16 protein-coding genes are annotated in these 20500 nt (G+C 65.0%); 10 read left to right on the forward strand and 6 right to left on the reverse strand.

The window, feature by feature from the left end; translation table 11 throughout:
- Window position 1 precedes the first annotated feature (1 nt).
- From LOY26_RS18155 to LOY26_RS18190, 8 genes are all read left to right on the forward strand, one after another.
- Window positions 2-1021, forward strand: coding sequence for an ABC transporter permease (locus LOY26_RS18155; protein WP_033699218.1), 1020 nt, complete (start codon window positions 2-4; stop codon window positions 1019-1021).
- A gap of 1 nt (window position 1022) precedes the next feature.
- Window positions 1023-2633, forward strand: coding sequence for an ABC transporter ATP-binding protein (locus tag LOY26_RS18160; protein WP_047581242.1), 1611 nt, complete (start codon window positions 1023-1025; stop codon window positions 2631-2633).
- 27 nt (window positions 2634-2660) lie between these two features.
- On the forward strand, window positions 2661-2774 hold the full coding sequence (locus tag LOY26_RS18165; RefSeq protein ID WP_238338610.1) for a di-heme oxidoredictase family protein: 114 nt from the start codon (window positions 2661-2663) through the stop codon (window positions 2772-2774).
- 117 nt (window positions 2775-2891) lie between these two features.
- Window positions 2892-3407: a sigma-70 family RNA polymerase sigma factor gene (locus LOY26_RS18170; RefSeq protein WP_156310922.1), complete on the forward strand. Its 516-nt coding sequence runs from the start codon at window positions 2892-2894 to the stop codon at window positions 3405-3407.
- Entirely contained in the window at window positions 3404-4369 is a 966-nt protein-coding gene (locus tag LOY26_RS18175) for a FecR domain-containing protein (RefSeq protein ID WP_186663248.1), read from the forward strand. The genes LOY26_RS18170 and LOY26_RS18175 overlap by 4 nt, the downstream gene beginning before the upstream one ends.
- Window positions 4370-4465: 96 nt before the next feature.
- Window positions 4466-6943, forward strand: coding sequence for a TonB-dependent siderophore receptor (locus LOY26_RS18180; protein WP_186657336.1), 2478 nt, complete (start codon window positions 4466-4468; stop codon window positions 6941-6943).
- A gap of 206 nt (window positions 6944-7149) precedes the next feature.
- Window positions 7150-10074, forward strand: coding sequence for an aminotransferase (locus LOY26_RS18185; protein ID WP_258713962.1), 2925 nt, complete (start codon window positions 7150-7152; stop codon window positions 10072-10074).
- Window positions 10075-10096: 22 nt separating this feature from the next.
- Window positions 10097-11002, forward strand: coding sequence for a LysR family transcriptional regulator (locus tag LOY26_RS18190; protein WP_033699229.1), 906 nt, complete (start codon window positions 10097-10099; stop codon window positions 11000-11002).
- A 15-nt stretch (window positions 11003-11017) separates the two neighbouring features.
- On the opposite strand, the gene LOY26_RS18195 is transcribed toward LOY26_RS18190, so the two are convergent.
- The 6 genes from LOY26_RS18195 to kdpF are packed head-to-tail and all read right to left on the reverse strand — an operon-like array spanning window position 11018 to window position 18839.
- Window positions 11018-11713, reverse strand: coding sequence for a response regulator (locus LOY26_RS18195; protein ID WP_186657329.1), 696 nt, complete (start codon window positions 11711-11713; stop codon window positions 11018-11020).
- A complete protein-coding gene (locus LOY26_RS18200) occupies window positions 11710-14364 on the reverse strand; it encodes a sensor histidine kinase KdpD (RefSeq protein WP_047581254.1) in 2655 nt (884 codons plus the stop codon). Before LOY26_RS18200 ends, LOY26_RS18195 begins: the two co-directional genes overlap by 4 nt.
- 54 nt (window positions 14365-14418) lie before the next feature.
- The gene (gene kdpC / locus LOY26_RS18205; RefSeq protein ID WP_258713963.1) at window positions 14419-14970 is read right to left on the reverse strand and encodes a potassium-transporting ATPase subunit KdpC; all 552 of its coding nucleotides are present in this window, start codon (window positions 14968-14970) and stop codon (window positions 14419-14421) included.
- A 10-nt stretch (window positions 14971-14980) separates the two neighbouring features.
- The gene (gene kdpB / locus LOY26_RS18210; protein ID WP_258713964.1) at window positions 14981-17035 is read right to left on the reverse strand and encodes a potassium-transporting ATPase subunit KdpB; all 2055 of its coding nucleotides are present in this window, start codon (window positions 17033-17035) and stop codon (window positions 14981-14983) included.
- A 10-nt stretch (window positions 17036-17045) separates the two neighbouring features.
- Window positions 17046-18740, reverse strand: a complete 1695-nt coding sequence (gene kdpA, locus LOY26_RS18215) for a potassium-transporting ATPase subunit KdpA (RefSeq protein WP_186657321.1) — start codon at window positions 18738-18740, stop codon at window positions 17046-17048.
- A 9-nt stretch (window positions 18741-18749) separates the two neighbouring features.
- Window positions 18750-18839, reverse strand: coding sequence for a K(+)-transporting ATPase subunit F (gene kdpF / locus LOY26_RS18220; protein WP_033699240.1), 90 nt, complete (start codon window positions 18837-18839; stop codon window positions 18750-18752).
- A gap of 201 nt (window positions 18840-19040) precedes the next feature.
- Between kdpF and LOY26_RS18225 the strand changes: the two genes are divergently transcribed.
- Together LOY26_RS18225 and LOY26_RS18230 are read left to right on the forward strand one after the other, a co-directional pair.
- Window positions 19041-19538, forward strand: a complete 498-nt coding sequence (locus LOY26_RS18225; protein WP_186657309.1) for an RNA polymerase sigma factor — start codon at window positions 19041-19043, stop codon at window positions 19536-19538.
- 11 nt (window positions 19539-19549) lie between these two features.
- Complete coding sequence (locus LOY26_RS18230; protein WP_186663258.1) at window positions 19550-20497, forward strand: FecR domain-containing protein; 948 nt, start codon at window positions 19550-19552, stop codon at window positions 20495-20497.
- The last annotated feature ends 3 nt before the right edge of the window (window positions 20498-20500 follow it).

The following is a 20500-nucleotide window of genomic DNA, read 5'->3' on the forward strand; positions in this document are numbered from 1 at the left end:
CATGGCCTTGTCCCCTCTCAACCGCCGGCGCTTCGAGCGCTTCAAGGCCAACCGCCGAGGTTGGTGGTCGTTGTGGCTGTTCCTCATCCTGTTCGGCCTGAGCCTGGGTGCCGAGCTGATCGCCAACGACAAACCGATTGCCGTGCGCTACGACGGCGAGTGGTACTTCCCCGCCTTCAAGCGCTACCCAGAGACGACCTTCGGCGGCGAATTCCCGCTGGAAGCCAACTACAAAAGCCCGTACATCCGCGAGCTGCTGGCCAACAAGGACAGCTTCGTGCTGTGGGCGCCGATCCCGTTCAGCTACCAGAGCATCAACTACGACCTCAAGGTGCCGGCGCCGGCCCCACCTTCGGCGGACAACTGGCTGGGCACCGACGACCAGGGCCGCGACGTGATGGCGCGAGTGATCTACGGCTTCCGCGTTTCAGTGCTGTTCGCCCTGACGCTGACCATCCTCAGCTCCATCATCGGCGTCATCGCCGGCGCCCTGCAGGGGTTCTACGGGGGTTGGGTGGACCTTGCCGGCCAGCGCTTCCTGGAAATCTGGTCGGGGTTGCCGGTGCTGTACCTGCTGATCATCCTCGCCAGTTTCGTGCAGCCCAACTTCTGGTGGCTGCTGGGGATCATGCTGCTGTTCTCGTGGATGAGCCTGGTGGACGTGGTGCGCGCCGAGTTCCTGCGTGGCCGCAACCTCGAATACGTGCGCGCCGCCCGCGCCCTGGGCATGCGCAACGGCGCGATCATGTACCGGCACATCCTGCCCAACGCGATGATCTCGACCATGACCTTCATGCCGTTCATCCTCACGGGCGCCATCGGCACGCTGACCGCCCTGGACTTCCTCGGCTTCGGCCTGCCCGCCGGCTCGCCGTCGCTGGGCGAGCTGGTCGCCCAGGGCAAATCCAACCTGCAGGCGCCGTGGCTTGGCATCAGTGCTTTCGCCGTGCTGGCGGTGATGCTGAGCTTGCTGGTGTTCATCGGTGAATCCGCCCGCGATGCCTTCGACCCAAGGAAATGACATGAGCGAACACAACCTGATCGAAGTGCGTGATCTTGCGGTGGAGTTCGTCACCGGCGAGCAGGTCAACCGCGTGGTCGACGGCATCAGCTTCGACATCCGCAAGGGCGAGACCCTGGCCCTGGTCGGCGAGAGCGGCTCGGGCAAGTCGGTGACCGCCCACTCGATCCTGCGCCTGCTGCCCTACCCCCTCGCCCGCCACCCCAGCGGCAGCATCCACTACGAGGGCAAGGACCTGCTGCAGCAGAGCGAGAAGGCCCTGCGGCATATTCGTGGCAACCGCATTGCGATGATCTTCCAGGAGCCGATGACCTCGCTGAACCCCTTGCACTGCATCGAGAAGCAGATCAACGAGATCCTCTTGCTGCACAAGGGCCTGACCGGCAAGCAAGCCACCGCACGGACCCTGGAACTGCTCGAGCTGGTGGGTATTCCCGACCCCCACAAACGCCTCAAGGCACTGCCCCATGAACTGTCGGGCGGCCAGCGCCAGCGGGTGATGATCGCCATGGCGCTGGCCAACGAGCCGGAGCTGCTGATTGCCGATGAACCGACCACGGCACTGGATGTGACCGTGCAGTTGAAGATTCTCGACCTGCTCAAGGAACTGCAGGCGCGGCTGGGGATGGCGCTGCTGTTGATCAGCCATGACCTCAACCTGGTGCGGCGGATCGCCCACCGCGTGTGCGTGATGCAACGTGGGCAGATTGTCGAGCAGGCCGATTGCGCGACGCTGTTCAGTGCGCCGCAGCATCACTACACGCAGATGCTGATCAATGCCGAACCAAGCGGCCAGCCTGCCCACAACCCGGTCGGTGCGCCGTTGCTTGAAGTGGATGACCTCAAGGTCTGGTTCCCGATCAAGAAAGGCTTCTTGCGGCGCACGGTCGACCATGTGAAGGCGGTGGACGGCATCAACTTCAGCTTGCCCCAGGGGCAGACGCTGGGGATTGTCGGTGAGAGTGGCTCGGGTAAATCGACGCTCGGGCTGGCCATCTTGCGGTTGATTTCAAGCCAGGGCGGCATTCGCTTTCATGGCCAGCACCTCGAAGGGTTGAACCAGAAGGACGTGCGCCCGTTGCGGCGGCAGATGCAGGTGGTGTTCCAGGACCCGTTCGGCAGCCTGAGCCCACGCATGTGCGTGGCGGACATCGTGGGCGAAGGGCTACGGATTCACCGCATCGGTACGGCTGAAGAGCAAGAGGCGGCGATCATTGCGGCGCTGGAGGAAGTGGGGCTGGACCCGCGCACCCGGCACCGCTACCCCCACGAGTTCTCCGGCGGCCAGCGCCAGCGCATTGCGATTGCACGGGCGCTGGTGTTGAAGCCGGCGTTGATTCTGCTGGATGAACCGACGTCGGCGCTGGACCGGACGGTGCAGCGGCAGGTGGTGGAGTTGCTGCGCAGCCTGCAGCAGAAGTACAACCTGACCTACCTGTTCATCAGCCACGACTTGGCAGTGGTCAAGGCGTTGAGCCATCAGCTGATGGTGATCAAGCAGGGGCAGGTGGTGGAGCAAGGGGATGCGCAGGCCATCTTCCATGCGCCGCAGCATGCGTATACGCGGCAATTGCTGGAAGCGGCGTTTTTGGAAGTTGATACATCAGGCTGAGGTTTCGAGGCGGCGCTGTTCAAGCCTTTGGAGGAGGCCATTGTCTGGCATGGCGGTGAGGCCGAAATAGCCCGGCAACGCTACGTAGCGCTCGGTGCCCAGGCGCGCCAGGCGATTCGTGCGTTTCTTCAATCGCTGTAGGGCAGCGACCCGTTCGTGGAGGGCAAAGACACATTCGTCAGCGGCGCGGCGCTTGCAAAGCAACCACAGGCCGCACGACAATAAGATTCATTACCACTCGCGAACTATTCCATCACCATGTCCGCCAACGATCTATCCCTGCATAGCGCCGTCAACGACCTGTACTGCGAGCACCACGGCTGGCTCAATGGCTGGCTGCGCAAGCGCCTGGGCAATGCGTTCGATGCCGCCGACCTGACGCAAGACACCTTCGTGCGGGTGATCAAGGCACGCAGCGCGCTGGACATTCGCGAGCCGCGCCCCTACCTGTCGAGAATCGCCAAAGGCCTGTTGATCGATCTGATCCGCCGGCGTTCACTGGAGCAAGCCTACCTGGAGGCCTTGGCTACCCTGCCCGAAGCGCTGCAGCCTTCGCTGGAGGAACAGGCAATTTTGTTGCAGGCACTGGTGGAAATCGACCGCCTGCTGCAAGGGCTTGGCACCAAGGTCAAGCAAGTGTTCATGCTGTCGCAGTTCGATGGCCTGACCTACCCGCAGATTGCCGAGCAACTGAACATCAGCGTACGCAGCGTCAACAACTACATGGCCAAGGCCATGGAGCATTGCTGCTTGATGCAGTTGCAACAGGCATGAGCCTTTCGCCTGCCGAGTTGCAAGCCATCAGCGTCGCCGCCCGCTGGTACGCAAGGCTTCATTCGGGCATCGCAACCGATGCCGACCGCCGCGCCTGGAACGACTGGCTGGTTGCCGACCCGGTTCACCGCCAATCCTGGCAACGCATGGCCGCCGTGGGCGAGCAGATGACAAGCGTGCCCGGCGCCCTGGCGGCACCTGCCCTGCGCGGTGCCGAGCGCTCTCGGCGCCAGTTGCTGCGCAGTGTGGTCGTGCTAGTGCCGGCGACGTCGCTGGGCTGGCTGGGTTGGCGCAGCGACACTGCCCAGCAACAGTTTGCCGACTACCGCACCGCCGTCGGTGAACGCCGTACATTTCGCCTGGCCGATGGCAGCTCGCTGCTGCTCAACACCGACACATCGGTGAACCTCAAATACGACGGCCAGCAACGGGTGCTGGAACTGCTGCGCGGTGAGATTCTGGTCACCACTGCTGTGGACCCCGCGCAACGGCCGTTCACGGTGCGCACCCGGCATGGCCAGGTACGCGCGCTGGGCACGCGCTTTATCGTGCGCGCCCAAGCGCTGGGCGGTGAAGTGGCGGTCCTCGAAAAAGCGGTGGAAGTCAGGGCGGCCAGCGGTGCTCTGGCCGTGCGTGTGGAGGCTGGGCAATCCATTGCCTTTTCTGACCGCTCGGTGGGGGCACTACGGCGCAACGACGCGTCTGTGGGGGCTTGGCAGCAAGGCAGCATCATTGCCCTCGATCGCCCCTTGGCCGAACTGCTTGCCGACCTGTCGCGCTATCGCACCGGGGTGCTGCGCTGCGACCCGCGCATTGCGCAATTGAAGGTCTCGGGCGCATTCCCCATCGATGACACCGACCGAGCGCTGGCGGCGCTGGAAAGCGGCTTTGCGCTGCGCGTCACGCGCTTCAGCCGTTTTTGGGTCAACGTGTCACCCCCTGACAGCCCACTGGCGCTGTGAGTTGAAAAAACTTCCGGCGCTTTTGCACTTTTTGTTCGCATCGTTCGGCTCATCCCCCAATGGGATTCATTGATCGTTTTCTGGGGGAGGATTGGCATGTCTGGAGTGTTCAAGCGTGGTCGTCTGGCGACGGCGGTAAAAATCGGGCTGTTGGCGGCAACCACTGCGGGTGCCTGGCCCATGATGACGTTCGCGGCACAGGTGCCGGTGCAGCAGAACGGCGTCAGGACGTTCGACATTGCCGGGGGCAGCCTGACCGAAGTGCTCAGCCGCTATGCCAGTGCAGCGGGGGCTGCGCTGTCGTTCGATGCCAAGCAGACCGACGGCTTGCACAGCGCAGGGCTCAAAGGGGCATTCGGTGTCAGCGAAGGCTTCACCCAGATTCTGGCAGGCAGCGGCCTGCAGGCCGAGCCGCAGTCAAACGGTACCTATGTGCTGCGGGCCGTGCCGTCTTCGGGTTCGGCGATGGAGCTGGGGGCCACCAACATCACCAGCCAGGTGCTGGGCGCGACCACTGAAAACAGCGGCTCGTACACCACCGGCGGGGTGACCATCGGCAAGGGCGAGCACTCGCTGAAAGAGACGCCGCAATCGGTCACGGTGATGACGCGCAAGATGATGGACGACCAGAACCTGTACACCATCGACCAGGTCATGGAGAAGACGCCGGGCATTACCGTGTACGACTCGACCATGGGCGGCAAATACTTCTACTCGCGCGGGTTCCGCATGTCGGGCCAGTACCAGTACGACGGCGTGCCGTTGGACATGGGCAACCTGTATGTCCAGGCCGACAGCTTCAGCAGTGACATGGCGTATTACGACCGGGTCGAAGTGCTGCGCGGCGCTGCAGGCATGATGAAGGGCTCGGGCGGCACCGCAGGCGGGGTGAACTTCGTGCGCAAGCGTGGCCTTGCCGACGCGCATACCGACATCACCTTGTCCGGTGGCAGCTGGGACAACTACCGCGGGCAGATCGACACCGGCGGCCCGCTGAACGCGGCCGGCACCCTGCGTGGCCGGGCGGTGGTGGCCGAGCAGAGCCGGCACTATTTTGTAGACGACGCCAACCGCAAGGACCAGGTGTATTACGGCGCGCTCGACTTCGACCTGAGCCCCGACACGACCCTGGGGCTGGGCATTGCCTATGAAGATGTCGACGCCAACCCGTGCTGGGGTGGCCTGCCGCGCTACAAGGACCGCAGCGACCTCAACCTCAGCCGCTCGACCTGCCTCGACCCCTCGTGGAACACCTGGCGCAGCAAGCGCACGACCGTGTTCAGCGACCTCACCCACCAGGTCAATGAAGACTGGAAGCTCAAAGTTGCCAGTGTTTATACAAAGAACACCCAGGACATCAAGTACGCGTTCGCTTCGGGCGCGGTAACGCCCGGCATCGACACCACCGGCATGCTGGGCAGCATGTATGACTACGACCAGGTCGACTACGGCCTGGACGCCTACCTGGATGGCAAGTTCGACGCGTTCGGCCAGCAACATGAACTGGTGCTGGGCATGAACGCCAGCCGCTCGAACAAGGACGACTTTTACTCGGTGGCGTTTCTGCCGCAGCGCCAGAATGTGTTCAACCCCGACAAGTTCATCCCCGAGCCCGATGACAGTTACTTCATCGAAAACTCGTCGCGCGGCGGGCCGGTCAAGAGCAAGACCACGCAAAAGGGCCTCTACTCGACCCTGCGCTTGAAACTGGCCGACCCGTTGACCGTGGTGGTCGGTGGCCGGGTGAGCTGGTACGACTCCAAGACGGATTCCGTCTTCATCAGAAGCGGTGAATCGCAGCCCTCCAACACCCGTGAGACCGGGCAGGTCACACCATTTGCCGGCGTGCTGCTGGACCTGAACGAGAACCTGACGGCCTACGCCAGCTACTCGGACATCTTCACCCCGCAAGGCAACTACCGGGCAGAAGACGGCTCCACCCTCAAACCACTGGTGGGCCAGAGCTATGAGCTGGGGATCAAGGGTGCCTGGTACGACGGCCGTTTGAACGGCGCCTTCAACCTTTTCCGCACCATTCAGAAAGACCAGGCGCAAACCGACTTCAACTCGTCTTGCCCGTCATCCGATGGTTATTGCTACGTGAACGCCGGCCGGGTGCGTGCCCAAGGGTTCGAAGCCGAGCTCAGCGGTGAAGTGATCGAGCGGCTGCAGTTGCTGGCGGGGTACACCTATACCCAGACCAAGACGCTGGATGATATCGACAGCAGTTTGAATGGCGCAGCGTTCAACAGCTATGTGCCTCGCCATGTGTTGCGCTTGTGGGGTGAGTACACCTTGGGGGGGGCATTGGAGCGGGTCAGCATTGGCGCCGGGGTGAATGCGCAAAGTGACAACTTCCGGCTTTCGCCGGCCAGTGGCGAGAAGATCAGCCAGGCGGGCTATGCGGTGTGGAATGGGCGGATCGGGTACCGGATCGATGAGACCTGGTCGGTGGCGCTTAACGGCAACAACCTGTTCGACAAGCGCTATTACGCCAGCATCGGGACAGAGACCTTTGGCAACTACTATGGGGAACCGCGTAATTTCATGGTGTCGGTGAAGGCCAGCTTTTGAGGTGAGGTGAAGGCTACAAGGGCATGTCGTTAGATTAGCAGCGCCTATGAGATCGAGCGCCGCGCGGGCGGCGCTCGATCTCATAGGCGCTGCTAATTTTTTGACATGCACCTCATCATCAAAAATTCTGACAACAATCGTCTTCCATCATCAACCAAAACGGGCATAAATTCCCTACCGCCTCCCAGCACCAACGGTAGCCCCCAATGCCCAGCCAAAACCCAGCCGCCCCTGCCCTGGCCACCCTGATCCAGCGCTCCGCCATGCCCAGCCCCTCGCTAAGCGAAGCCCAGGCGCACGCCTTGCTGCAGACCCATTACAACCTGGCTGGCAACCTGACGTCGCTGGGCAGCCAGCAGGACCTGAACTTCCGCCTGGATTCCCCCCAAGGCCGTTTCGTACTCAAGGCCTGCCACGGCAGCTACGCCCAGGTCGAACTGGAAGCCCAGCACGCCGCCTTGGCCTACCTGCGTGAACAGGGCTTGCCCGTACCCGCAGTACGCCCCGCACAAACCGGCCAAGCGCTGCTGGCACTGGACATCGCCGGCCAACCACTGCGCGTACGCCTGCTCGACTACATCGACGGCCAGCCGCTGACCCGCCTCAAACACATGCCACCACGCCTGATGGCCGAACTGGGCGGGCTCTGCGCACGGCTGGACAACGCCCTGGCCGACTTTGACCACCCAGGCCTGAGCCGTACCCTGCAGTGGGATCCGCAGCACGCCCAGGCACTCATCCAGCACCTGCTGCCCGTGCTGCAGGACGCAGGCCAACGCGTCCGTGTCGAGCAAGCCACCCAGCTGGCCGCTGCGCACCTGGCGCCGCTGGCCGACCAACTGCCCTGCCAGGCCGTGCACCTGGACGTGACCGACGACAACGCCGTGTGGGCCCGCGATGGCGAGCGCCAGTGGCAGTTGCAGGGCGTGATCGACTTCGGCGACCTGCTGCACACCTGGCGCATCGCCGACCTGTCGGTGACCTGCGCTGCGCTGCTGCACCATGCCGAAGGCGACCCGCTGCGCATTCTGCCGGCGGTGCGTGCCTACCAGGCGCTCAACCCGCTGAGCGAGGCCGAACTGCGCGCCCTGTGGCCGTTGGTACTCAACCGCGCCGCGGTACTGGTGCTGAGCAGCGAGCAACAGCTCGCCATAGCGCCGAACAATCAGTACATCCGCAACAACATCGCGCATGAATGGGAAATCTTCGACACCGCTACCGCCGTGCCTTTCGCGTTGATGGAGGCGGCTATCCTGCAAGCGGCCAATCTTCAACCCGGCAAGCCCGAGCTGGCCGGTTGTGCACCCCTGTTGCCCGAACTGGTCGGCCAGCCGGTCGCACGCCTCGACCTGGGCGTGCTCAGCCCGCACTGCGAAGCGGGCAACTGGGAGCAGCCAGGTTTCGATCAGCACCTGCTGGCCGCACAACCGACCCCGGCGAGCACGCTGCATGGCCAGTATCGCCTGTCACAAACCCATATCGACCGCCCCGAAGAACCTGCCACCTGCGCGCTGGGTGTGGAGTTGCAGGTGCCGAACGGCACCCTGCTGCAGGCACCCGAGGCCGGCACTTGGCAGCGTCATGGCGATGGCCGCGGCTGCCTGCACACGCCGCATTGGGCCTTGTGGCTCACGGGTCTGGAAGATGCCCCGGTGGATGGCCAAGCCGTAGCAAAAGGTCAACCACTGGGTAGCAGCCATGGCGTGCTCAGCGTTCAGCTGTGCCTGGATAACGCTACCCGCCCTCCCTTCTTCGCCACGCCCTCCCAGGCCGCAGCCTGGCTGGCGCTATGCCCGTCGCCTGCCGCGCTGCTGGGCGTTGACTGCGACGCCGAAACGCTGCCCGACCCGCAGGCGCTGCTGGCACGCCGCGACGCAAGCTTCGCCCGCTCGCAGAAGCACTACTACGCGCAACCGCCGCATATCGAACGCGGCTGGCGCAACTACCTGGTCGACATGCAGGGCCGTTCGTACCTGGACATGCTCAACAACGTTGCCGTGCTTGGCCATGGCCACCCACGCATGGTGGCCGAGTCGGCGCGGCAGTGGTCGCTGCTCAACACCAACTCGCGCTTCCATTACGCCGCCATCGCCGAGTTCTCCGAACGCCTGCTCAAACTGGCGCCGGAAGGCTTCGACCGGGTGTTTCTGGTCAACAGCGGCACCGAGGCCAACGACCTGGCCATCCGCCTGGCCTGGGCCTACAGCGGCGGGCGCGACCTGCTCAGCGTGCTGGAGGCCTACCACGGCTGGTCGGTGGCCACCGACGCCATATCAACGTCCATCGCCGATAACCCGCAGGCACTGGAGACCCGGCCAGACTGGGTGCACCCGGTCGAGGCGCCGAACACCTTCCGTGGGCGTTTTCGCGGTGCCGACAGCGCCGCCGACTACCTGCGTGACGTCGATGCCAAGCTGGCCGAGCTCGATGGCCGAGGCCGTCAGCTGGCTGGCATCATTTGCGAGCCGGTGTACGGCAATGCCGGCGGCATCTCGCTGCCTGCAGGCTATCTGGCCGACGCCTATGCCAAGGTGCGCGCCCGGGGCGGCGTGTGCATCGCCGACGAAGTGCAGGTCGGTTATGGCCGGCTGGGCGAGTACTTCTGGGGCTTTGAGGAACAAGGCGTGGTGCCCGACATCATCACCATGGCCAAGGGCATGGGCAACGGCCAGCCGCTGGGCGTGGTGATCACCCGGCGTGAGATAGCCGAGGCGCTGGAGGCGCAGGGCTACTTCTTCTCGTCGGCGGGGGGTAGCCCGGTCAGTTGCCGCATCGGCATGGCGGTGCTGGACGTGATGCAGGAGGAAGGGCTGTGGGACAACGCCCGCGACACCGGGCGCTATTTCAAGGCACGCTTGCAGGCATTGGTCGACAAGCACCCGCTCGCCGGCGCAGCGCATGGCTCGGGCTTCTACCTGGGCCTGGAGCTGGTGCGCGACCGGCAGACGCTGGAGCCGGCGACCGAGGAGACCCTGCTGCTGTGCGATCGCCTGCGCGAGCTGGGCATCTTCATGCAACCGACCGGCGACTACCTGAACATCCTCAAGATCAAACCGCCGATGTGTACCACCCAGGCGAGCGTGGACTACTTTGTCGACAGCGTGGACCGTATCCTGTCGGAAGACTTGTAGCCCGCCAAGGAGGGTTCTGACGATGGCCTTTACCAGCGACTCTCTTGCAGTCTTTCTGGCGGTACTGGAGGCAGGGTCGTTTTCTGCAGCCGCACGCAAGCTGGGGCGCGTGCCTTCGGCCGTGAGCATGGCCATCGCCCAGCTGGAAGCAGAACTGGACCTGGCCCTGTTCGACCGTGCCACACGCAAAGCCTTGCCGACCAGCGCAGCACTGGCGCTCGAACCGCAGGCCAGGCAGGTGATCTGCCAGCTCAACTTGTTGGACGCCCAGGCCCTGCAACTGCACAAGGGGCTGGAAAAACGCCTGACCATCGCCATGGCGCCCGAGCTGCAGACCGGCCGCTGGAGCCAGCCCCTGGAAACCCTCGCGCAGGAATTCCCCAGCCTTGAGATCGAAGTACGTTCGGCCACCCAAGCCGAAGCCATACGCTTGCTGCACGACGGCAGCGTGCAGTTGGCCCTGGTATTCGAACGGCCCGGGATCGATGAGCGCGAGTCGTTTCTTGAAGCCGGCAGCCAACTGCTGGTGGCCGTTGCTTCACCGCGCCACCCCGCCGGGCGCAACAACGGCACGCCGCTGCCGGAAGAGGCATTCGCCGAGCAACGGCAAATCATCGTGGCCTCCGGCAAAGCCACCGGCTCCGACCCGCGCATGGTGCTGTCGCGGCGGATCTGGCTGACCGACAGCTACCTGGCGACGCTGGACCTGGTGCAATCCGGCCTGGGTTGGGCCTACCTGCCGCAGCCGCTGGTTGAGCCGTTGATTGCCTCGGGCGCATTGGCCGAGGTGCGCTTCGACAACATGGCCAGCCGGTTACGCTTGTGGGTTGACATCATCTGGGTCAAACCGCGGCCCTTGGGCCTGGGCGCGCGGCGCTATCTGGAGGTCATGCGCCAGCTGTTCGAAAAAGAGCCGCCCAGGGCCTGATGCCACCTCGCCCTCTCACGGGCCTGGCGCTACCAGCCTGTAGCCTACCCCCGCCTCGGTGATGATGAACCGCGGCGCCATTGGGTCATCCCCAAGCTTCTGGCGCAGATGCCCGACCACGATGCGCAGGTAGTGGGTATCGTCGACATGGGTCGGCCCCCAGATGTCCTTGAGCAACTGCTGCTGGGTAATCACCCGGCCCGGGTGCCCGGCCAACTGGGCCAGCAGCGCATACTCCTTGCGCGTCAACGCGACCTCCACGCCCTCCAGGGTCACCCGGCGGAAGGCGAAGTCCACGGTCAACGGCCCGAAACTGGCGGCCACCTCACCGCCACCGGCCTGCGGCACCTGGCGCAACAGGGCACGCACCCGCGCCAGAAACTCCTGAATGCCAAACGGTTTGGTCACATAGTCATTGGCCCCGCCGTCCAGTGCATCGACCTTCTGCACCTCGCTGGCACGCACCGACAGCACCAGCACCGGCACCGCGCTCCATTCGCGCAACTCACGCAGTACCTGCTGGCCGTCCATGTCCGGCAGGCCGAGATCGAGCACCACCAAGTCGGGTTTACCCAATGCGGCTTGCGCCAGGCCCTCGCTGCCGGTGGCAGCTTCGAGCACCTTGTAGCCTTGGGACATCAGGCTGATACGCAAGAACTTGCGGATCTGCGGCTCGTCGTCGATAACCAAAAGGGTGGCGGGTTGGCTCATGGGGTTTCGCTTTCAGCTTCGGGTTGAGGGGGCAGCGGCAAGCATAGAGTGATGCCGGTGCCCTGGCCATCGATGCCGTCACCCACCAGGATCTGCCCGCCATGGGCGCCAATCATGCCCTGGCAGATGGCCAGGCCCAGGCCGGTGCCCTGCCCGCCTCGATCTCCACGGGCGGCGGTGTAGAACATGTCGAAAATCTTCTCCCGCTCCGCCAGGGGGATGCCGGGGCCCTGGTCGCGCACGGCCATGTGCAATTGCGCGTCCACCACCGACACCTGCAGCTCCAGCCGACCGTTGGCCGGGGAGAAGCGTGCGGCGTTCTCCAGCACATTGACCAGCGCCTGCTCGATCAATGCCGCATGGACAAACAGCAACGGCAACTCGGTCGGCACCAAGGTGTGCACCCGCAATGGCGCCAGCACCACACGCAGGCGGTTGAGCGCGCTGCCGACGATGTCTACGGGGGCTACCCAGTCACGGGCAAGCTTGAGGCCGCCGTGGCCCAGGCGGGTCATGTCGAGCAAGTTCTGGATGTAGCGGTCCAGGCGCTCGGCCTCGTCACGCGTGCCTTCCAGCAGTTCGCGCCGGTCTTGTTCGGGGATCGCCTCGCCCAGCGCCAGCAAGCTGTCGATACTGCCGCGCATAGCGGTCAGCGGCGTGCGCAGGTCGTGGGACACCGACGCGAGCAAGGCGCTGCGCAGCTGTTCGGTTTCGCCGTGCAGGCGCGCGGCCTCCAGTTGTTCGGCCAGCCGCGCGCGGGCCAGCGCCTGGGCCAGCGGCTGGCCCAGGGCCGTGAGCAGGCGCCGGCGCGGGTCGCTGAGCGGGTCGCCAGTGCGCGAGCGCACGCCGAGCAGGGCCAGCGGCTGATCCTCCACCGCCAAGGGCCACCACCACCAGCGGCCATTGGGCAAGGTATCGCTGCCCTGGCCCGCTGCCTGACCGTGTTGCCAGGCCCAGTCGGCAGCGGCCCGTTCGTTGTCGCTCAGTGCGTGGGCTTCGCCACTGGCCACGCGCAACAGGCCCTCGGCATCACGTTCGAGCAGGCATACGTGCAGGTCCTGCCAACCGTCCAGGTGCTGGCCGGCGGCGTTGAACACTGCCTGGCGGTCGGTGGCGACGGTCAGCCGACGCGACAGGTCGAGCAGTTGGCTGGTTTGCGCCTGGGTTTCGCGCAGTGCCTGCAGCTGGCGGCGCTGACGGGCCGCCAGGTTACCCGTGAGGGCGGCCATGAGCAGAAAGAACACCAGGGTTAGCACGTCTTCTTCGCGCTGGATGCTGAAGGAGAAATTCGGCGGGATGAACAAGAAGTCGTACGTCAGGAACGACAACGCCGCACACGCCAGCGCCGGCCCCAGGCTGCTGCGCACCGCCACCAGCAACACTGCAGCAAGAAACACCAAGGAGATATTAGGCAGCGCCAGCACGCTCGACACCGCCCAGGCCAGGCCGGCCGCCATGACGGTGGCCAGCAGGGCCAGCAGATAATGCCGCCACACCCACACACGCTTGACCGCCGAGCGGGCCGGTTGCGGCTGGGCATCGCGGTCGAGCACGTTGATTTCCAGCCCATGGCTTTCGCGCAATAGCCGCGCCGCAACCCCCGCCCCCAACAGGCGTCGACGCAGGCGATCGCGCGACTGCCCCACCAGCACCAGGCTGGCCCGGCGTTCGAGCGCATGCTGAATCAACGTGCGCGCCACTTCGCCGGCCCGCAACAGCACCACTTCGCCCCCCAGGCGCTCGGCCAGTTGCTGCGCAGCCTGCAAGCGCTGACGCGCCGCCTCGTCACGCAGGCGACCGTTGTCCACGTGCACCAGGCTCCAGGGTAAGTGACGGCGCTGAGCCACCCGGCTGGCATGGCGCACCAGGCGTTCGGCCTGGTCGTCGCCATCGACGCCAACCAACAGCCGCCCGCGCAAGGCAGGGGCTTCCTGGCCGCGCTGGCGATAGCCGTGGGCCAGGTCGGCATCGACCTGGGCGGCGGCCGTCTGCATGGCCAGTTCACGCAGGGCGGTCAGGTTGGTCTGCGAGAAGTACGCATCGATGGCCGCCCGCGCCTGCTCCGGCACGTACACCTTGCCTTCGCGCAGGCGTTCGAGCAGCTCGCGGGGCGGCAGGTCGATCAGTACCAGTTCGAAAGCTTCCTGCAGCACCCAGTCCGGCAGGGTTTCACGCACCTGCACGCCGGTGATGTCGCGGACCTTGTCGTTGAGGCTCTCCAGGTGTTGCACGTTGACGGTGGTGTAGACGTCGATGCCGGCGGCGAGCAGTTCCTGCACGTCCTGCCAGCGCTTGGCATGGCGGCTGCCGGGTGCGTTGGTGTGCGCCAGCTCGTCGACCAGGGCCAGGGCTGGCGCCGCGCTGAGCAGGCCGTCCAGGTCCATTTCTTCAAGCGTGACGCCGCGGTAATCGCTGCGCAGCAGTGGCTGCTGGGGCATGCCGCCGAGCAGCGCTTCGGTTTCGGCGCGGCCGTGGGTCTCGACCACCCCGGCCAGCACCTGCACGCCCTGGCGTTGCTGGGTGTGGGCGGCTTGCAGCATGGCGTAGGTCTTGCCCACCCCGGGTGCGGCGCCGAGAAACACCTTCAGCCTGCCGCGCCCAGCGCGCGGCAGGTTGGCCAACAGCGCGTCTGCGCGGGCGGAATCACTCATGTGTCATCCTTCAATAATGCGGCGATCGTTGGGCCTGCGTTGCAGGCCCCCGTCTCAATGCCCCAACGTCTCCAAGGCCTGGTTCAGTGCCAGGACGTTGACCACAGGCGGCCCGATCAATGGGTGGAGGGTGGCCTCTTCAAGCAAGGCTTGCAAGCGCTCCTCCGGCACCTTGCGGGCCGCAGCCACACGCGGAATCTGGTAGGCCACGGCCTGCGGCGGCAAATGCGGGTCCAGGCCGCTGCCCGAGGTCGTCAGCAAGGCTTGAGGCACCGGGCCTTGTTGCGTTCGATACAGCGCGCCGGCATCACTGGCCACCCGCTCGGCCAAGGCCGGATTGCTCTGCGACAGGTTGCTGGCACTGCTGGCAACCGTGGCATAGGCCCCTGCCGAAGGCCGCGAATGGAACCAGCCATCGCCTTGGAAATCCTGGGCGATCAGGGCCGAACCGCGCACCTGGCCCTGGGCGTCGCGCACCAGGCTGCCGCTGGCCTGTTCAGGGAAGGCGACCTGGGCGATACCGGTCACCGCCAACGGATACAGTGCGCCAGTAAGCAACGTCATCAGCAAGGCCAGGCTCAAGGCCGGGCGTACATAAGTGTTCATAGCGGCCTCCTCAGACCAGGTGCAGGGCATTGAGCAGCATGTCGATCAGCTTGATCCCGGCAAACGGCACGATGATGCCGCCCAAGCCGTAGATGAGCAGGTTGCGCCGCAACAGGTGGGCCGCGCTCGCCGCCTGCACCCGCACACCGCGCAAGGCCAACGGAATCAGCGCGATGATGATCAGCGCGTTGAACACGATCGCCGACAAGATCTCGCTCTGCGGGCTGGCCAGGTGCATCAGGTTGAGCACGCCCAGCTGCGGGTAGATGGCGGCGAACAAGGCCGGCAGGATGGCGAAGTACTTGGCCACGTCGTTGGCAATCGAGAAGGTGGTCAAGGCGCCGCGGGTCACCAGCAATTCCTTGCCGACCTGAACCACATCCAGCAACTTGGTCGGGTCGCTGTCCAGGTCGACCATGTTGGCTGCCTCGCGGGCCGCCTGGGTGCCATCGTTCATGGCCATGCCGACGTCGGCCTGGGCCAGCGCCGGGGCGTCGTTGGCGCCGTCGCCGCACATGGCGACCAAGCGGCCGTCGTTCTGCTCCTGGCGGATCCGCGCCAGTTTCTTCTCTGGGGTGGCCTCGGCCAGGACGTCGTCGACCCCCGCCTCGGCGGCAATGGCAGCGGCGGTCAGCGGGTTGTCACCGGTCACCATCACGGTGCGGATGCCCAGCTTGCGCAGCTCGGCAAAGCGCTCGCGAATACCCGGTTTGACCACGTCCTTGAGATGGATTACCCCAAGCAGGCGTTTGTCGACACACACCAGCAGCGGTGTGCCGCCACTCTGGGCAATCCGCTCGACCTCGCGGGCCAGCGCGGCGGGCATTTCCAGGCGCTGCATGCCGACAAAGGCCAGCACCGCATCGACCGCACCCTTGCGGTAGCGATGCTGCTGGAAATCGATGCCTGACAGGCGCGTCTCGGCGCTGAAGGCAATGGCCTCGAACTGCCCGGTGACCGGTTCGACAAAGTCGTGCAACTGACGCAGGTATTCGACGATCGACTTGCCTTCGGCGGTGTCATCGGCCAGCGAAGCGAGCAAGGCGCCCTCGCCCAGCTCTTTGGCGGTTACCCCGGTGGCGGCATGCAGGGCACTGCAACGGCGGTTGCCGAAGGTGATGGTGCCGGTCTTGTCGAGCATCAGTGTATGCACGTCGCCGGCGGCTTCCACCGCGCGGCCGGAGCGGGCGATGACATTGAGCCGGACCAGGCGGTCCATGCCGGCAATGCCAATGGCCGACAGCAGGCCGCCAATGGTGGTGGGGATCAACGTCACCAGCAGCGCGGCGAGGAAGATCAACGGCAGGCTACCGCCGGCGAAGTGGGCGAACGGCTGCAAGGTCACCACCACGACCAGGAAGATCAGGGTCAGGCCGATCAGCAGGGTATCCAGGGCAATCTCGTTAGGCGTCTTCTGCCGCTTGGCCCCCTCGACCAAGGCGATCATGCGGTCCAGGGTCGACTCGCCCGGGTTGCTGGTGATGCGGATCAGCAGCCAGTCGGACACCAGCCGCGTGTTGCCGGTCACCGCCGAGCGGTCGCCGCCGGACTCGCGAATTACCGGGGCAGACTCGCCGGTGATGGCCGCCTCGTTGACGGCGGCGATGCCTTCGAGCACTTCGCCGTCGCCGGGGATCAGCTCACCGGCGACCACCTTGACCACATCGTCCTTGCGCAACGCGTTGGCGGCGACCGTCTGGAATACACCCGCGCTGTCGCGACGCTGGGCGGTGAGCCCCTGGCTCCCCGCCTTGAGGCTGTCGGCGCGGGCCTTGCCTCGGCCTTCGGCCAGGGCTTCGGCGAAGTTGGCGAACAGTACGGTGAACCACAGCCACAGGGCGATCTGCACCGCAACAGCCGTGCTCACGCCACTACCAGGGGCAACGCACAACACGGTGGTGAGCACAGCGGTCAGGGCAACCACCAGCATGACCGGTGAGCGCTTGAGCTGGCGCGGGTCCAACTTGACGAAGGCCTGGACCAGGGCCGGGCGCCAGAGCGCGGCGAAGCGGGTCTGGTCCTTGGCGTTGCGAGGGGCTTTTACATCAGCAATGGGCATGTTCATGGTCGGCTCCTCAGAAGCCCAGGCTCAGGTATTCGGCGATTGGCCCAAGGGCCAAGGTCGGCAGGAAGGTCAGGCCCCCCACCAGCAAGATGGTCACCAGCAACAGGCCGGTGAACAGCGGGCCGTGGGTGGGGAAGCTGTTCAGCCCCTGGGGCGCGCTCTTTTTCGCCGCCAGGCTGCCAGCCAGGGCCAGTATCGGCAGGATGTAACCGAAGCGGCCGATAAGCATGGCCAGGCCGATCATCAGGTTGTGGTACACCGTGTTGGCACCGAAACCGGCAAACGCCGAGCCGTTATTGGCGGTGCCCGAGGTGTAGGCGTACAGCAGTTGGCTGAAGCCATGGGCACCCGGGTTGCTCACCGCAGCCGCCGGGCCCGGCAGGCTGGCAGCGATGGCGCCCAGCACCAGCACGCCAACCGGCATCACCAGCAAGGTCGCCACCAGCAACTGCACTTCACGCGCCTGCAGCTTCTTGCCCAGGTACTCCGGCGTGCGGCCTATCATAAGGCCGGCCAGGAACACGGCGATCAGCACGAACAACAACATGCCGTAGAGCCCCGCGCCCACACCGCCGAAGATCACCTCTCCCACCATCATGTTGACCATCGCGACCATGCCGGTCAGCGGGTTGAGGCTGTCGTGCATGGCATTGACCGAGCCATTGGAGGCGGCGGTGGTGGTCACTGTCCACAACACCGAGCCGGTGGTACCGAAGCGGCTTTCCTTGCCCTCCATCGGCGCGCTCTGTTGAACCTGTGGGCTTTCAAGTGCCGGGTTGGGCTGGTGTTCGGACCACAACGCGGTAGCCCCACCGATGAGGAACAGGCTCAGCATGCAGGCCAGAATCGCCCGGCTCTGGCGCAGGTCCTTCACGTAGTGGCCGAAGGTGAACACCAGCGCCACCGGGATGAGGATGATCGAGGCCACCTCGAACAGGTTGCTCCAGGCGCTGGGGTTTTCGAACGGGTGCGCCGAGTTGACGCCGAAGAAGCCACCACCGTTGGTGCCCAGTTGCTTGATCGCAATCTGGCTGGCCGCCGGGCCAAGCGGGATGGTCTGCTCGCTGCCTTGCAAGGTCAGCGCGTGGGCGTAGTCGGCAAAAGTCTGCGGCACGCCCTGCCAGACCAGCAGCAGCGCCAGCACCAGGCACAGCGGTAGCAGGCCGTAGAGGGTGGCGCGGGTCATGTCGACCCAGAAATTGCCCAGGGTGGCGGTCGAACGACGGGCAATACCGCGGCACAGCGCCACGAGTACCGCCAGGCCAGTGGCGGCGCTGACGAAGTTCTGCACGGTCAGGCCGAGCATCTGGCTCAGGTAGCTGACCGACGCCTCGCCGCTGTAGCCCTGCCAGTTGGTGTTGGTAACGAAGCTCACGGCGGTGTTGAACGCCAGCGACCATTCCTGGCCGGGAAGGTGCTGTGGGTTGAGCGGCAGATACCCCTGCAGCAACAGCACGGCAAACAGCAGCAGGAACCCGACCAGGTTGAAGGCCAGCAAGGCCAGGGTGTATTGCTTCCAGCTCTGCTCCTGGTCGGCGCGAACGCCCGCCAACCGATAGCAGCCCTGCTCCACCGGGCCCAATACCGGTGACAGCCAGGTGCGCTGGCCTTCCATCACTTTGTAGTAGAACCGCCCGAGCCAAGGTGCCGGTAGTAGCACGATGAGGAAAAACGCCAATAACAAGGCAAAGTCGTAACTGTGCATGGCCACTCCCTAGCTGCGATCGGCGCGCAGCAGCGCCACCAGCAGGTAAATAGCCAATGCCACTGCCAGCAGCAGTGACAGCCCGTCGAGCATGTTCATGTGTGAAGCTCCCCGTGGTGCGGCTTGGGCCGCTTTGAGGGAATTGTCCGAGGGAGGGGCGTAAAGGGGCGAGATCGAGGGGTGAGGTAAGGCATAAAGAATGCGTAAAAACGCGAGGTGACGCGCGAAAAACACCAATCAAAACAATTCTCATTTGTGCTATTTTGCCGCCCTCGTTCACACGCCCGCTAAGGTGGTCCCATGTCCGGTTCAGATCTCAAGGCCCTCTACCTTGCCCATCGCGAGGAGATTCAGGAGTACCTGGACCGCCGCCTGCGTTGCAAGGAAACCGCCGCCGACCTGACCCAGGACGCATTCATCCGGCTTTCCGAGCAGATGGGCCGCAGCCGCATCGAGAACTTTCGCGCTTACCTGTTTTCCAGCGCACGCAACCTGTTCATCGACCACACCCGCCGTCAGCAACACCGCAAGAGCGAGCCGCTCGACTCGCAGGAAGTGCACGCGACGGCCCAGCCGAGCGCAACGCTGGAACAGGCCGCCATTGCCAATCAGCAACTGGCCGCGCTGAATACCGTGATCCAGAACATGCCTGCGCCCTGCCGCGAGGTTTTCCTGATGGTACGGGTCGAAGGCATGACCTATGCCGACATCGGTACACGGCTTGGCATCTCCCCCAAGACGGCGTACAGCCGTATGGTGAAGGCACTGGAATTGTTGAAACAGGGCATGTCCCAGTGAAGCCGGAGCCGATGGATCACACCGCTGCCGATGACATCAGCCACCAGGCAAACGCCTGGTTTGCGCTGTTCCACGGCGGTGCGCCCACACCTGAGCAACGGGCGGCATGGTCGGCGTGGATGGCCGCCGATGTGCGCCATGCCCAGGCCTATGCCGAACTCGAAAACCTGTGGGCCGCTTCGGCGCTGCTGCTGCAGCCCTCGCCCGCCGCCGCCCCTGTGGCCCCGGCGCGGCTTTCCCGGCGCCGCTTCGTCGGCCTGGGGCTGGCCGCCAGTGCTGCTGCAGTGACTGCAGGCGCCGGCACGTTGTGGCTGAACGGCGTGGACTCACCATTCGCCGACCTGCGCACCGCCGTCGGTGAGCGCCGCATCGCGTACCTGCCCGACGGCTCGACGGTCGAGATGGCCGGCCACACGGCGATGAACCTGGACTTTTCAGCAACCCGCCGGGCAGTCGAACTGCTTCACGGCCAAGCGTTTTTCAGGGTTCGGCCGAGCGCTGCGGGTGAATTCAGTATCAACACCCAAGCTGGGCGACTGCACACCCGCGAAGGCGAGTTTTGCGTGTCGTGCGAAAACGACGCGGGGCTGGTGGCGGTTAGCCAAGGGCGTGTGCAAGTGCTGACGGCCGGGCAGCAGACAGCGCTGGAAGAAGGCCTTTCGCTCAGTTTCAGCGCCCGTGCGACGGGTGACATACAGCGCGCGGAGCTGGCGCAGATGCTGGCCTGGCGCAAGGGCCGGCTGGTGTTCTTCAATGAGCCGCTGCTGACCGTGGTCGATGCACTGCAGCGTTGGCGCAAGGGCCGGATTTTCATCATGGACAAGCAACTGGCCGCCCGACGCGTGAGCCTGATTCTCAACCTCGACCACCCCGACCAGATGCTCGATGTGCTGTCCCGGGCCCTCGCCGTACGCACCACGCGCTACACCGACCTGGTCACGCTGATCTACCCCGCCTGAAAA

The sequence above is a fragment of the Pseudomonas sp. B21-047 genome (assembly GCF_024748775.1).
In the GTDB taxonomy this organism is placed as follows: Bacteria; Pseudomonadota; Gammaproteobacteria; order Pseudomonadales; family Pseudomonadaceae; genus Aquipseudomonas; species Aquipseudomonas capeferrum.

What these genes read in the sequence shown, in the direction of transcription:
- kdpC (WP_258713963.1), bottom strand. Translation starts at nt 14,970, where the DNA reads ATGAACACTTATGTACGCCCGGCCTTGAGCCTGGCCTTGCTGATGACG.
- LOY26_RS18170 (WP_156310922.1), top strand. Translation starts at nt 2,892, where the DNA reads ATGTCCGCCAACGATCTATCCCTGCATAGCGCCGTCAACGACCTGTAC.
- LOY26_RS18230 (WP_186663258.1), top strand. Translation starts at nt 19,550, where the DNA reads ATGGATCACACCGCTGCCGATGACATCAGCCACCAGGCAAACGCCTGG.
- LOY26_RS18225 (WP_186657309.1), top strand. Translation starts at nt 19,041, where the DNA reads ATGTCCGGTTCAGATCTCAAGGCCCTCTACCTTGCCCATCGCGAGGAG.
- LOY26_RS18160 (WP_047581242.1), top strand. Translation starts at nt 1,023, where the DNA reads ATGAGCGAACACAACCTGATCGAAGTGCGTGATCTTGCGGTGGAGTTC.
- LOY26_RS18200 (WP_047581254.1), bottom strand. Translation starts at nt 14,364, where the DNA reads ATGAGTGATTCCGCCCGCGCAGACGCGCTGTTGGCCAACCTGCCGCGC.
- kdpF (WP_033699240.1), bottom strand. Translation starts at nt 18,839, where the DNA reads ATGAACATGCTCGACGGGCTGTCACTGCTGCTGGCAGTGGCATTGGCT.
- kdpB (WP_258713964.1), bottom strand. Translation starts at nt 17,035, where the DNA reads ATGAACATGCCCATTGCTGATGTAAAAGCCCCTCGCAACGCCAAGGAC.
- LOY26_RS18155 (WP_033699218.1), top strand. Translation starts at nt 2, where the DNA reads ATGGCCTTGTCCCCTCTCAACCGCCGGCGCTTCGAGCGCTTCAAGGCC.
- LOY26_RS18175 (WP_186663248.1), top strand. Translation starts at nt 3,404, where the DNA reads ATGAGCCTTTCGCCTGCCGAGTTGCAAGCCATCAGCGTCGCCGCCCGC.
- LOY26_RS18195 (WP_186657329.1), bottom strand. Translation starts at nt 11,713, where the DNA reads ATGAGCCAACCCGCCACCCTTTTGGTTATCGACGACGAGCCGCAGATC.
- LOY26_RS18185 (WP_258713962.1), top strand. Translation starts at nt 7,150, where the DNA reads ATGCCCAGCCAAAACCCAGCCGCCCCTGCCCTGGCCACCCTGATCCAG.
- LOY26_RS18190 (WP_033699229.1), top strand. Translation starts at nt 10,097, where the DNA reads ATGGCCTTTACCAGCGACTCTCTTGCAGTCTTTCTGGCGGTACTGGAG.
- kdpA (WP_186657321.1), bottom strand. Translation starts at nt 18,740, where the DNA reads ATGCACAGTTACGACTTTGCCTTGTTATTGGCGTTTTTCCTCATCGTG.
- LOY26_RS18180 (WP_186657336.1), top strand. Translation starts at nt 4,466, where the DNA reads ATGTCTGGAGTGTTCAAGCGTGGTCGTCTGGCGACGGCGGTAAAAATC.